The sequence below is a fragment of the Arsenophonus endosymbiont of Aleurodicus floccissimus genome, assembly GCF_900343025.1.
Classification (GTDB): domain Bacteria; phylum Pseudomonadota; class Gammaproteobacteria; order Enterobacterales; family Enterobacteriaceae; genus Arsenophonus.
In genome coordinates this window covers 133,435-147,485 of the sequence record NZ_OUND01000003.1, presented here as the reverse complement: position 1 = coordinate 147,485, position 14,051 = coordinate 133,435, and the positions used below count along the sequence as shown (strand labels likewise).

Here is a 14,051-nt window from a genome sequence, read left to right as displayed (position 1 = left end):
TAGCGCATTGATAATATACCTAACCATGCTGTCAAAACTAATTATTGGCGTCGCATTAATAATAAAATGCTAAATCCCAGAAATAATACACTAGGTAACATTACTGCTATCAGAGGAGGAACACAATAGACTAAATTTAGGTTACCAAAGCACTCATTTAGCAGATAGAAAATAAATCCCCCTGAAATACCGATCAATACCCTTACCCCCATTGCGACACTTCGCAGCGGGCCAAAAATAAATGATAGTGCCATTAACATCATAACAGCGACAGAAAGTGGTGACAGGATTTTCTTCCACATACTTAGTTGATAGACTGATGCTTCTTGCCCATTTTCCTTAAGATATTTAACATATTTATACAGGCCCCTTATTGCTAACGAATCAGGTTCCAGAGAAACTACCCCTAATTTTTCTGGACTTAGATTGGTTTTCCAATCCATCAATAAACTTTGGGAGCCAGTAATTTTCTTTTCATTGTTAATCAATGATTTATCTACTTGCGACAATTGCCACTGGTGAGTATCAGAACTATAGCGACCTGAAGCAGCAAAAATGACCGCTTGCAGTTTTTTCTGCGCATCAAATTGGTAAATGGAAATTTCTTTTATGTCATTTTGATCGATAACGCGCTGAATATGAATAAAATTATTGCCATCTTTAGCCCATAACCCACGATCTGTCACCATTAACGATCGACCGACAATTTTTTCAGCCCGGTAGTTACGTGCCCACTGCTCCGCTGCAGGTGCAACCCATTCACCAATAACCATCGTCAAAATCACTAAAGGGATCGCGGTCTTCATCACTGACATCCCAACCTGTAAGCGAGAAAAACCAGCCGCCTGCATTACTACCAATTCACTACCGGTTGCCAGGGTTCCCAATCCAAGTAATGCACCTAACAGTGCTGCCATCGGAAAAAATACTTCAACATCTCTCGGAACGGTTAATAAAGTAAAAATTCCGGCACTCCAGGTGGTATAGTCACCATCACCAACTTTTCTTAATTGCTCAACAAATTTAATAATACCCGATAATGAAACCAACATAAAAAGGGTCATTAGGATCGAGGAGAGAATAGTACGCCCAATATATTTATCTAATACACCAAACATCAGGTGACTCCTTTAAAGAACTTAGCACGTAGTCGAGGCATCGAAACGGTATCCCAAATATTCAATACGATAGCTAATAGCAAAAAAGCCCCATTAACTAGCCACATTGTTATTCTGGGATCAATTTCACCTTTCTCAGCATTAGAGTGCAGGGTACTTTGTAATAAAAAGAAAATTAAATAAAGCAACATCGCAGGTAACATACTTAAGACTCGTCCCTGTCTGGGATTAACTTCACTTAATGGCACAACCATCAAAGCCATAATAAGTACCGAAACGACTAGTGTTAAGCGCCAGTGAAATTCTGATTTTGATTCAGTATCTGTAGCACGCCACAATTGCAACATATCCTTTTGCTCGCTTTTATCGCCTGTAACTGCGGTTTCTTTATGATCGATTACCGCCTGATAATCTTTAAAATCCGTTATACGAAAATCACGTAATAGTGCTGTACCTTCATAGAGGGTTCCCTTATCTAATACCACAATTTGATTACCGTTTTGATCCTCTTGGATACGTCCACTTTCTGCAATCACCACGGAAGGACGTTGGTTATTAACCGGGCGTAATTGCGCCATAAAAATATCAGTAAAATTTTTGCCTTTTACATCACTAATATAAAGAACAATATTTTGATCCTTAGTGGTTTTAAATTGTCCCTCAACCATACTAGCCAATCCAAGATTAGCTTTCGCATCGGCTAATACTTGCTCTTGATATTTTGCCGACCAGGGTAACATCCAGGCTACATTTATTGCCGCAACCAGCGCGGTAAACAATGCCAAAATTAAAGCCGCTGTCACTAATACCCATTTACCTAAGCCACAGGCATGCATGACAGTAATTTCACTATCGATATAGAGTTTGCTGTAGGTCATCAACAGGCCGAGAAACTGACTTAATGGCAAAATCAATTGTGCCATTTCAGGAATTCCAAGCCCCAGAAGAGGAAAAACTAAATCGGAAGGAATATTTCCCTGAACCGCTGAACTTAATATATTGATTGTTTTTTGACTAAAAAAAATTAAAATCAGGATAAAAAGTATTGCAACTTGACTTTTCAGTATTTCCTTAACTAAGTATCGAATTATAATCACACTAATTACACCTGTGAAAATTTGTTTTTTGCAGCAAAATAGCTAACTTCGTCGTATAGTTACAGTTACGTACAATATTTTGGTTTTCTTAATGGTTACAATGTATCATGATGATAAATGCAGCATTAACTATTCGATCACCAAACAGAATATGCTTAATCGTTACCTATTACTATCCTAAACCATTCGGTTAGTTTAACATAAAGCAGTTATTTCATAAGGTAAATTTATACTGTTCGTTAATTTTAGTGATAGTATTAATCTTTGTCTTTAAAATTCAGGAGAATGTATGGAGTTTAGTGTAAAAAGCGATAGCCCAGAGAAACAGCGTAGCGCCTGTATTATTGTTGGGGTATTTGAACCTCACCGCTTATCCCCTATAGCCGAACAACTAGATACGATCAGTGACGGCTATATCAGTGCCTTACTACGCCGCGGAGAACTGGAAGGTAAAGTTGGCCAAATGCTATTACTTCACCATGTTCCTAATATATTATCTGAACGTATTCTGTTAGTTGGATGCGGTAAAGAATGTGAACTCGATGAGCGTCAATATAAACAGATTATCCAAAAAACAATTAATACCTTGAATGAGACTGGCTCAATGGAAGCTGTCTGCTTTCTAACTGAATTGCATGTAAAAAGCCGTAATAATTATTGGAAAGTTCGCCAGGCAGTAGAAACTGCAAAAGAAACATTATATGTATTTAACCAACTTAAAAGCAATAAGAGCGACCCACGACGGCCATTACGTAAAATTGTCTTTAATGTCGCAACAAGCCGTGATTTACCTAATGGCGAGCGCGCTATTCAACACGGCCTTGCGGTCGCGCTGGGTATAAAATCAACCAAAGATCTGGCTAACATGCCGCCCAATATTTGCAATGCAGCTTATTTAGCCTCACAAGCAAGTCAATTAGCCGATGATTATGAAAATCTTACCACCAAAGTGATCGGCGAAGAACAGATGAAAGAACTGGCAATGAATGCCTATTTAGCCGTAGGCCAAGGCTCACAAAACGAATCGCTAATGTCGATCATGCAATATAAAGGAAATGACGATCCAACGGCTAAACCAATTGTGTTGGTCGGTAAAGGATTAACTTTTGACTCTGGTGGTATTTCTATTAAACCATCCGATGGCATGGATGAAATGAAATATGATATGTGTGGAGCCGCAACTGTTTATGGCGTTATGCGATTTGTTACTGAACTAAAACTGCCGATTAACGTCACCGCAGTGTTGGCCGGCTGTGAAAACATGCCGAGCGGTAAAGCTTATCGCCCTGGTGATATTTTAACCACCATGTCAGAGCAGACAGTAGAAGTCCTTAATACTGATGCGGAAGGAAGATTGGTTCTTTGTGACACACTAACTTATGTAGAACGTTTTGATCCTGATGTGGTAATTGATGTTGCAACTTTAACCGGAGCCTGTATTATTGCACTTGGTAATCACTATAGTGGATTAATGTCAAACCATAATCCCTTAGCACATGAATTACTGAATGCTGCTAAGCAAGCCGGCGATAAAGCATGGCGACTGCCTCTGGCTAAAGAGTTTTCTGAGCAATTAGAATCAAATTTTGCAGATTTTGCCAATATAGGAGGCCGTTCTGGTGGTGCAATTACCGCTGGCTGTTTCCTAGAACATTTTGCTACTAAGTATCACTGGGCACATTTAGATATTGCAGGAACAGCTTGGCAATCAGGAAAGGCAAAAGGAGCAACAGGCCGCCCGGTGGCTTTACTTGCCCAATTTTTGTTAAATCGTGCTTATATAAACTGTGACGAATAATCGCACCAGTGAATTTATAATAGGGTGTTGTAAGCAATGCCCTTTTTCTATAATAGTAATGTGATGAAAAAAGCAACTTTCTATTTAATAGCGCAGCTATCTTCACAAGCAGAACTTGAAAGTCATGAATGGTTAGCCTGTCAGCTAGCAGCAGAAAACTGGCGGATGGCTAAACGTGTTTTAATTGCCTGTGAGGATCAAATACAAGCCGAAAAATTGGATGAAATACTTTGGCAAAAAGAACCTTATCAATTTGTCCCACACAATTTAGCCGGTGAGGGCCCGCGCTATGGCGCGCCGGTTGAGCTTTGTTGGCCAACAAAACGTGGTAGCTCAGCAAGAGATATATTGATAAATCTGCAATCAACATTTGCAAACTTTGCCACAGCCTTCCATGAAGTGATAGACTTTGTACCGGTTGATGAAAATTTGAAACAGTTGGCACGTGAAAGATACAAAACTTATCGCAGTATGGATTTTAGTTTGATCATGGCACCACCTCCAACCACTTAATAAATAACGAAGCAAGATGGAAAAGAAACCCGCAAATCAAACTCAATCTGAGCCATCACTCGACAAAACTTATCAGCCAGCTGCAATTGAACAACCTTTATATGCACACTGGGAAAAAAACGGCTATTTTGCACCGCACGGTGATAACAGCAAAGAGAGTTTTTGTATCGTGATCCCGCCGCCTAATGTGACGGGTAACCTGCATATGGGGCATGCTTTTCAGCAAACGATCATGGATACCTTAATTCGTTACCAGCGCATGCAAGGGAAAAATACCCTATGGCAAAGTGGCACAGATCACGCGGGGATCGCCACTCAAATGGTTGTTGAGCGCAAAATTGCTGCAGAAGAGAATAAAACTCGTCATGACTATGGCAGAAAAAGGTTTATTGAAAAAATTTGGCAATGGAAAGCCGCGTCTGGCGGTAATATTTCTCAGCAAATGCGACGACTGGGTGACTCTGTTGATTGGCAACGTGAACGCTTTACCATGGATGAAGGCCTCTCGAAAGCAGTAAAAGAAGCATTTATTCGGCTCTATCAAAATGATCTTATTTATCGCGGTAAACGATTAGTGAACTGGGATCCTAAGCTACATACCGCTATTTCCGATTTAGAAGTTGAAAATCGAGAAATTAACGGTTTTATGTGGCATTTACGTTATCCCCTTGCTGATGGGGTAAAAACTGCCGAAGGCCAAGATTATCTGGTGGTTGCCACGACTCGACCAGAAACCATGCTTGGCGATACGGGTGTTGCAGTTAATCCGGCTGATCCGCGCTATGAGGATTTAATCGGCAAACAAATTATACTGCCATTGGTTAATCGTCGTATTCCTATCGTTGGTGATGAACACGCCGATATGGAAAAAGGCACCGGCTGTGTGAAGATCACACCAGCTCACGATTTTAACGACTATGAAGTGGGAAAACGTCACCAGTTGCCGATGATCAATATTTTCGATTTCAATTGCCATATACGCCAACAAGCTGAAGTATTCGACAACGCAGGCAACCCTAGCACTATTTATACCACAACAATCCCTGCAAACTATCAGGGAATAGAACGTTTTGCTGCCCGTAAAGCGATGGTCAGCGAATTAGAAAAATTAGGCTTATTAGTTGCCGTAAAACCGCATCAACTTACCATTCCTTATGGCGATCGTGGCGGCGTTGTTATTGAACCCATGCTGACAGATCAATGGTATGTTCGTACCCTGCCATTAGCAGAACAAGCCATTGCGGCGGTAAAAGATGGCCGTATTCAGTTTGTTCCTAAACAGTATGAGAATATGTATTTTTCCTGGATGCAGGATATTCAAGATTGGTGTATTTCACGCCAATTATGGTGGGGGCATAGAATACCCGCCTGGTATGATGAAGGTGGTAACGTCTATGTCGGACATGACGAAGAGGAAGTTCGTCGAAAGAACAATCTCAGCGCTGATATTAGCCTACATCAAGATGAAGATGTATTAGATACCTGGTTTTCTTCTGGTCTGTGGACCTTTTCAACATTAGGCTGGCCAGAAAATAGCAAGGCGTTAAAAACTTTCCATCCAACGGATGTGTTGGTTAGTGGCTTTGATATTATCTTTTTCTGGATAGCCCGCATGATCATGCTGACGATGTATTTCATCAAAGATGAAAATGGCCAAGGGCAAATTCCTTTTAAAACCGTCTATATGACAGGCTTGATCCGCGATGAAGAAGGGCAAAAAATGTCAAAATCCAAAGGCAATGTCATCGATCCATTGGATATGATCGATGGTATCTCGCTGGAAGATTTACTGACAAAACGTACTGGCAATATGATGCAACCCCAATTAGCCGAAAAAATTACTAAACGTACCCGTAAAGAATATCCACAAGGCATCGAAGCGCATGGTACTGACGCTTTACGCTTTACGCTTGCAGTATTATCATCGACCGGACGAGACATCAATTGGGATATGAAACGCCTTACTGGTTATCGCAATTTTTGTAATAAACTTTGGAATGCCAGTCGTTATGTCCTGATGAATACAGAAGGTCTAGATTGTGGTCAGCATCATGGGAAAATGATTTTTTCGCTGGCTGATCGCTGGATCATGGCAGAATTTAACCAAACAGTAAAATTGTATCGTGAAGCACTGGATACTTATCGCTTTGATATCGCTGCCAATATTTTGTATGAATTTACCTGGAACCAGTTCTGCGATTGGTACTTAGAACTGTCTAAGCCGGCTATCCATAAAGGAAATGCGGCAGAAATTCGTGCCACACGTTATACCTTGATTGAAATACTGGAAAGCTTATTACGACTAGCACATCCTATTATTCCATTTATAACCGAGACGATTTGGCAACGGGTGAAAGTGATTAAAGACATCCAACAAGACACTATCATGTTACAGCCTTTCCCAATCTTTGAACCAGCCAAAGTTGATGAAAAGGCGCGTTATGATCTGGAATGGGTCAAAGAACTGATTATTGCCATACGTAACATTCGGGCAGAAATGAATATCTCACCCGGTAGGCCATTAGATATGCTACTACGTGGTGCTAATCATGCAACCAAACGGCGTATTATAGAAAATCTGCATTTTATTCAAGCAATGGCCCGCCTTAGTTCTATTACTATTTTAGATGAACAGCAACCAATACCACTTGCTGTAACTAAACTGATAGATGGTGCAGAAGTGTTGATCCCAATGGCAGATTTAGTCGATAAAGATACCGAACTAGCGCGGCTAGATAAAGAGCTGGATAAATTAACCAAAGAGATAGCGGCGATTGAAAACAAATTAGCTAACGATAGTTTTGTCGGCCGAGCACCTGCTACTGCTGTTGAAAAAGAGCGAGAGCGCCTAGCGGGACATTTGGCAGCAAAACAAAAACTGACTAATCAAAAAGTAACTATTAGCTCACTTTAAATAAGAAACAATACTGCTACCTTATATAGCAGTGTTGTTAACTAACAAACTTACTCTAACCACCCTACTTACTCAACTCAATATGCATCATCAGCTGATTTATAATCTCTGTCCTTTCTATTCCAATAATTTGATTCTAGTGTAATGCCTTCGGTTCAACGTCCTTTTCTTCCGCATCATCATAATTATGATCTTCAAAGAAAGTACCCCAACCATCGTAGTTAATGCCAGTTTTTTCAGTTAACATCATCAATTGTACGACTTGTTTATCAATTAATTCTGCATTAAGCGCGCTATCTCGATAGACATCACAACACATCAGTACTGTACCATCTTCAATTTCTAGCTCTTCAGCATCATGCACTTCATAACCCAATTTAAATGCCACTATTGCCGCTTTTTCCAATAACTTAAAGTCTTTGGCCGAAAAGTGATGTTCTATTTCATACAAAGCGTTAGGATCACTACCATCTTCCAATAATTCTTCGATGATTGAATACGTTTCTGCTCGTTGCTCTGCAACTGCTTTTTGCTCCAGTAACAAATTTTCTGTCGAAATTTGCTGTTCTGATAATGCTTTTTTAAACGACATCAACTCTTCAGCTGAAAGGTACTGCTCTATTTTATAAAACACATTAGGATCGCTGCTATCCGTCGCTACATTTTCAACATCCAAACGGGTATCTGCGTGCTGCTCTCCTAGTACTTTTTTATTAACCATGTCGCGCTCCCTCTGTATTAATATGACAGTAACTTTTGCATTCTCCCATAGCCAACGAAGGAGAGCTACTATTACAACAAAGAAATTTATATTCAGATTGATTTGGATTTTTTATGATCATGATTTGAATATAAGTTCAATATAAAAAATAAGTAAAATTAACGCGTTCTGTTTAATAAAAGGAAACTCGGGGATGATTATTTAAGTGAATATTAACAAAAAAAAATTGATGTTCGATTAGCAGATAACGAAAAATAGACCATCCATCTGATTATTGGCAGCTAAGAATTTTATTAGGTTTAATGTTGCCAAAATATTCCTCAGTAGGTTCAGCAACGATTATTTTGTTACCGCGCAAAAATTTTTCCTGAATTCAATGCATTATATTTTTAAACATTTTTTTCAATTTTCTTTCTGTAATCACTTGCTATACTGACAGAGCGGCGTACAATGCGCAAAATTTTTGTGGAAGAAAAGATGCATAACCAATGCTTAAAAGAATCAATATATGCATTGCTGTCATTGGGCTATTTAGTTATTCCATTTCCTCTTCAATTAACCCTATTTATTCAAGCCCCTCAATGAGGGGCTTTTTTTGGCATAATAATACTTAGATATGGCACAAAAAAAGGAGGAACAACACGATGGTTAATCCGTTGTATCTTCGAGACATAATCTCGATTAATGATTTAAAGCGTGAAGATCTACTCACTGTACTTGAAGTTGCTAAATCACTAAAACAACATCCCCAACCGAATCTGCTAAAACATAAAGTGATTGCCAGTTTTTTCTTTGAAGCTTCCACACCCGTACATGTCTTTCATTCGAAACAGCCATTCACCGCTTAGGTGCTTCTGTGGTGGGTTTTTCCGATAGCAATAATACTTTCGTTAGGTAAAAAAGGCTAAACCTTGGCAGATACGATATCGGTTATTAGCCAATATGTTGATGCTATTGTTATGCGTCATCCATAAGAGGGCGCATCACGTTTAGCGGCTCAATTTTCAGGAAAAATTCCGGTGATCAATGCCGTGATCTCGTGCCAACCAACATCCTACCCAGACATTACTCGATCTATTCACCATTCAAGAGAGCTAAAGCAGCTTAAATAATTTGCATATTGCGATAGTTGGTGACCTAAAATATGGCCGAACCGTTCATTCATTAACCCAAGCATTATCGAAGTTTGATAATAATCATCTCTATTTTATTGCACCTGAAGCTTTATCGATGCCAGCTCATATCCTTCATCTGCTAGAAGAAAAAGGGGTAACTTATAGCTTACATAACAACATAGAGGCGGTCTTGCCAAAACTGGACATTCTCTATATAATTCGAGTGCAAAAAGAGCGTTTAGATCCTTCTGAATATGCCAATGTTAAAGCCCAATTCATTTTAAACAGCCATGAATTAGCCGTCGCTAAACCTGGCATGAAAGTTTTACATCCTCTACCACGTATCGACGAAATTACTACTGATGTTGATAAAACATCCCATACTTACTATTTTTAGCAAGCCGGTAATGGTATTTATGCACGACAAGCACTTCTAGCACTGATCTTAAATAAAACCATTAATTTCTGAGGCATTCAATTATGGCAAATAACCATGCGTTACAAGTAGAAGCAATGAATTGTGGCACCGTTATCGACCATATCGCTGCCATAATGGGTTTTAAATTACTTTCGTTGTTAAATTAACGCAAACTGATCAGCGTATTACCATAGGTTTAAATCTACCTTCTAACCACTTAGGTAAAAAAGATCTGATAAGATTGAAAATACCTTTCTCACCCCTGAACAAGCAAACGAACTGGCAATGTACGATCCCCATGCCACGGTTAACTGTATTAAAGACTGTAAAGTGGAAAAAAAGCTATAATTAGCTTACCTGAGCAAATTGATGCAGTTTTGATCTGTCCTAACAGTAACTGCATTAGCAATAATGAACCGGTCAGTAGCAATTTTACCATTAAGCAGCGACATAATGAAGTCACTCTGACATGCAAATATTGTGAAAAAACCTTTGATCGACATATGGTAATTAATAATATGTAATACAGTATTATATAACCCTCTTATTCATGTCGACCACTAGAATAGTGGTAGTAAATTTATAATTAACTTTTAAACTACAAGGTAAATAACAACTTATATCATACGAAATTAAAACTGAAAATGCACCAGCAGCTATCGGCCCATATGTGCAAGGTGTTGATCTTGGCCACATGATTATTACATCCGGCCAAATTCCGATTGATCCAAAAACCGGTGGAATAGCTGAAGACATAATTGGCCAAACAACACAGTCACTGAAAAATATTCAGACTATCGTAGAAAAAGCGGGGCTCAGTGTGGCTAATATTGTTAAAACTACCGTTTTCGTTAAAGATATGAATGATTTCGCGAGCGTAAATGCCACTTATGAAGCGTTTTTTAACCAACATAATGCGCCTTATCCTGCTCGTTCTTGCGTCGAAGTTGCTCGCTTACCAAAAGATGTTGGCATTGAAATTGAAGCGATAGCTATTCGTCAATAAAAACCCCTAACTTTGATATTATGCCTAATCAAACTTAGCTAACGCTTGTGATTTAACCGTTTACTTAACTAAATCTTTATAGAAAAAGTTTCTATAAAGATTTAGTTAAGTAATTAGCAACTTAAACCTCTCTGTTTTTATTAACATTTAGCTAAAAGGCAAACAACATCAAACTTCTTTGTTTTAGATCAATAAAAGCCCTGCTAAATAACCTCCATATACTATATATTGTGCTTTAATATACTTAAAAGCACTAAATATAGAATTTATAGACGAGTTATCCACAAATTAATGCCTACCTGATTAATTGTGTTTAAGTTGGTAGATAACAATTGGAGGAGCCTATTGTGAAAACAGTAGTTATTAAACGCGATGGTTGTCGGGTCGTTTTTGATAAAAATCGGATCAAAGAAGCCGTCATGCGTGCAGCCACTGGGATTTGCGATGATCAAATATTGTGCAGTTGAAAATCAACTGATAGCGGGTCTTTATAAAGATTTTACCAGAAATTACATTGAATATCGCCATGAACGGAACATTTCCAGAGAACAACGTAGCCGTCTTACTCACGAAATTCGCGGCCTAAATTGAGCAAAGTAATGTTTCGTTACTTAATGAGAATGCGAATAAAGACAGTAAGGTTATTCCAACTCAACGGGATTTATTAGCAGGTATTGTTGCTAAACATTATGCTAAACAACATATTTTACCGCGTGATGTCGTTATGGCTCATGAACGTGGTGAAATTCACTATCATGATCTAGATTACTCACCATTTTTTCCGACGTTTAACTGTATGCTGATCGATTTGCAAGGCATGTTAACCAAAGGTTTTAAAATGGATAATGCTGAAATTGAGCCGCTAAAATCAATTTCAACCGCCACCGCCGTCACAGCACAAATTATAGCCCAAGTGGCCAGCCATATTTATGGTGGTACTACCATTAATCGTATCGATGAAGTGCTGGCTCCATTTGTTCAGGCGAGCTATAAAAAACACTTAAAAATTGCCAAAGAATGGCAAATTGCCGACCAATTTGCCTACGCTGAGAGCAGAACAGAAAAAGAGTGTTATGACGCTTTTCAATCACTAGAATATGAAGTCAATACACTGCACACCGCAAATGGCCAAACACCTTTTGTTACCTTTGGGTTTGGCTTAAGAACCTTAAAAGAGTCACGATTAATCCAAAAATCTATCTTACAAAATCGTTTAGCTAGATTAGATAAAAATCGTAAAACCACGATATTTCCAAAATTAGTTTTTGCTATCCGTAAGGGGATAAATCACCAATATGGCGATCCCAACTACGACATTAAACAGCTTGCACTTGAATGTGCCAGTAAACGGATGTATCCAAATATTCTTAACTACGAGCAGATGGTAAATGTCACTGGCTCCTTCAAAACACCGATGGGTTGCCGCAGTTTCTTGGGCGTTTATAGAGAGCAAGGTCAAGCTATTTCATGAGGGACGTAATAATATCGGTGTGATCAGTATTAACTTTCCCCGGATAGCAATTGAGGCCAAAGGTGATGAACAACGATTTTACCAAATATTGAATAACAAATTGGCAATTACCAAAAAAGCACTAATGACGCGTATCGCCAGACTGGAAAATGTCAAAGCGCGTGTCGCACCAATTCTTTATATGGAAGGTGCTTGTGGCGTTCGTTTATAAGCAGAAGACAATATTGCTGAAATATTTAAACGCAGTCGTGCATCGATCTCTTTAGGTTATATCGGCCTGCATGAAACAATCAATACACTTTATGGTACATAACAAACATGTTTTTGATGATCAAACTCTGCGACAAAAATCCTATTAGATCATTAAGCAGCTACGTGCAGCGACAAATCACTCGAAAGCTGAAACCGGCGATGGATTTAGCTTATATAGTACCCCCAGTGAGAATTTATGTGACCGATTTTGTCACTTAGATGTGGCTGAATTCGGTTTAATCGAGGGGGTTACTGATAAAGGATACTATCCAATAATTTTCATCTGGATGTCGAAAAACAAGTCAATCCCTACGATAAAATTGACTTTGAAGCCCCTTACCCAGCTTTAGCCAAGGGCGGTTTTATCTGCTACGGTGAATATCCAAACTTACAGTATAACTTAAAAACATTAGAAGATGTCTGGGATTACAGTTACCACCATATCCCCTATTATGGCACCAATACTCCAATTGACCAGTGTTATGAATGTGGTTTTGCGGGTGAATTTGCCTGTACCAGTAAAGGATTCGTCTGCCTATCTTGCAACAATCATGATCCAACCGGCGTTTGTGGTTATCTTGGCAGTCCCGATGCTAGACCATTCAATAGCGGTAAACAAGAAGAAGTTAAACAACACGTTAAACATTTGAAAAATGGTCAACTTGGATAACAGTTATGAACTATCATCGATATTACCCAGTTGATGTGGTCAATGGCCCAGGAACACGTTGTACGGTATTTGTCGCTGGTTGTCTCCATTAATGTAAAGGTTGTTATAATAAAAGCACCTGGAAAATTGATTCAGGTAAACCATTTACCTAAGCAATAAAAAATCAAATCATCACTGATTTGCAAGACCAAAGGATCGTTCATCATGGGCTTTCCCTCTCTGGCGGCGACCCATTACATCCATAAAAGGTAGAGACGATTTTACAACTGGTTAAACGCATCAAACGCGAATGCCCAGATAAAGATATTGAGTTGTGGAAGGGTTATATCCTTGACCAATTAACCGATCATTAAAGAGCCGTCGTTAACTATCTTGATGTATTAGTTGATGGTAAATTTATTCAAGCGTGCTATGACCCCAATCTATTATGGCGAGGTAGTCATAATCAAGTGATCCATAGACTGGCTTAACTATCACGATACCAGACCAGTTTAGTGCCAAAACCTAACTTATTATTGACCATTTTGATCTGTTGTAAAGATAATTGCCAAATAGGGATACTGGTTGCCATAGCGACTGGAAATCGTCGATTATAGTCTTGCCTGGCTTGCTTCTCTTCTTTGCCGGTTAGAGAATCGACTTTACCGATAAATTGTATTCCTTGTATGTTGGCCACTGTTTTGTTTTGACAACAAATAGTGCCAGCCACAAGCGGGTTTTTAAGCATCAGTTGCCCATGGAAAGTACTGGTTTCAGTCAGAAAATATAACGACATCGTTTGGGAGTTAAAGGTATAAAAACAAGCGGCAGGCCAAACATCTGACTGGAAAGAGGTAAATAGCGAAAAAACATGCTGACGCGAAAGATATTGTTGCATAATAGCCAATGATGATTGATCAGCTAACATAGTCGATAATATATCTCCTTAAGTAAAAAATCTAAGTGATGTAAGCTTGTA

At 38.9% G+C, this 14,051-nt stretch carries 9 protein-coding genes and 4 pseudogenes; 9 read left to right on the top strand and 4 right to left on the bottom strand.

Annotated elements, in window-relative coordinates; all coding sequences use genetic code 11:
• Window positions 1-41 precede the first annotated feature (41 nt).
• Both lptG and lptF read right to left on the bottom strand, forming a co-directional pair.
• Window positions 42-1,118 (bottom strand): LPS export ABC transporter permease LptG, encoded by a 1,077-nt coding sequence (gene lptG / locus ARADI_RS10685; RefSeq protein ID WP_119712046.1) that lies wholly within the window; start codon window positions 1,116-1,118, stop codon window positions 42-44.
• Window positions 1,118-2,215 carry an LPS export ABC transporter permease LptF gene (lptF, locus tag ARADI_RS10680; RefSeq protein ID WP_119712045.1) on the bottom strand — a complete coding sequence of 366 codons (1,098 nt, stop codon included), beginning with the start codon at window positions 2,213-2,215 and terminating at the stop codon, window positions 1,118-1,120. Before lptF ends, lptG begins: the two co-directional genes overlap by 1 nt.
• A 289-nt stretch (window positions 2,216-2,504) precedes the next feature.
• On the opposite strand from lptF, the gene pepA reads away from it, so the two are divergent.
• From pepA to ARADI_RS10665, 3 genes are all read left to right on the top strand, one after another.
• Window positions 2,505-4,013, top strand: coding sequence for a leucyl aminopeptidase (pepA, locus tag ARADI_RS10675; RefSeq protein ID WP_119712044.1), 1,509 nt, complete (start codon window positions 2,505-2,507; stop codon window positions 4,011-4,013).
• A 63-nt stretch (window positions 4,014-4,076) separates the two neighbouring features.
• Window positions 4,077-4,526, top strand: a complete 450-nt coding sequence (locus tag ARADI_RS10670) for a DNA polymerase III subunit chi (protein ID WP_119712043.1) — start codon at window positions 4,077-4,079, stop codon at window positions 4,524-4,526.
• A 16-nt stretch (window positions 4,527-4,542) separates the two neighbouring features.
• On the top strand, window positions 4,543-7,440 hold the full coding sequence (locus ARADI_RS10665; RefSeq protein WP_119712042.1) for a valine--tRNA ligase: 2,898 nt from the start codon (window positions 4,543-4,545) through the stop codon (window positions 7,438-7,440).
• Window positions 7,441-7,576: 136 nt separating this feature from the next.
• On the opposite strand, the gene rraB is transcribed toward ARADI_RS10665, so the two are convergent.
• On the bottom strand, window positions 7,577-8,032 hold the full coding sequence (gene rraB / locus ARADI_RS10660; protein ID WP_119712219.1) for a ribonuclease E inhibitor RraB: 456 nt from the start codon (window positions 8,030-8,032) through the stop codon (window positions 7,577-7,579).
• A 579-nt stretch (window positions 8,033-8,611) separates the two neighbouring features.
• Between rraB and ARADI_RS19845 the strand changes: the two genes are divergently transcribed.
• From ARADI_RS19845 to nrdG, 6 genes and pseudogenes are all read left to right on the top strand, one after another.
• A complete protein-coding gene (locus ARADI_RS19845; RefSeq protein WP_255420692.1) occupies window positions 8,612-8,746 on the top strand; it encodes a hypothetical protein in 135 nt (44 codons plus the stop codon).
• A 59-nt stretch (window positions 8,747-8,805) separates the two neighbouring features.
• Window positions 8,806-9,745: pseudogene (pyrB, locus tag ARADI_RS10655) on the top strand (aspartate carbamoyltransferase).
• 11 nt (window positions 9,746-9,756) lie between these two features.
• Window positions 9,757-10,218 (top strand): annotated as a pseudogene (pyrI, locus tag ARADI_RS10650) (aspartate carbamoyltransferase regulatory subunit).
• Between the two features lie 95 nt (window positions 10,219-10,313).
• The gene (locus tag ARADI_RS10645) at window positions 10,314-10,700 is read left to right on the top strand and encodes a RidA family protein (protein ID WP_119712041.1); all 387 of its coding nucleotides are present in this window, start codon (window positions 10,314-10,316) and stop codon (window positions 10,698-10,700) included.
• 347 nt (window positions 10,701-11,047) lie between these two features.
• Window positions 11,048-13,093: pseudogene (nrdD, locus tag ARADI_RS10640) on the top strand (anaerobic ribonucleoside-triphosphate reductase).
• A 5-nt stretch (window positions 13,094-13,098) separates the two neighbouring features.
• Window positions 13,099-13,563 (top strand): annotated as a pseudogene (gene nrdG / locus ARADI_RS10635) (anaerobic ribonucleoside-triphosphate reductase-activating protein).
• Here the strand turns inward: nrdG and ARADI_RS10630 are convergent.
• Window positions 13,560-14,000 carry a YhbP family protein gene (locus tag ARADI_RS10630; RefSeq protein ID WP_119712040.1) on the bottom strand — a complete coding sequence of 147 codons (441 nt, stop codon included), beginning with the start codon at window positions 13,998-14,000 and terminating at the stop codon, window positions 13,560-13,562. The pseudogene nrdG and the gene ARADI_RS10630 overlap by 4 nt on opposite strands.
• Between the last annotated feature and the right edge of the window lie 51 nt (window positions 14,001-14,051).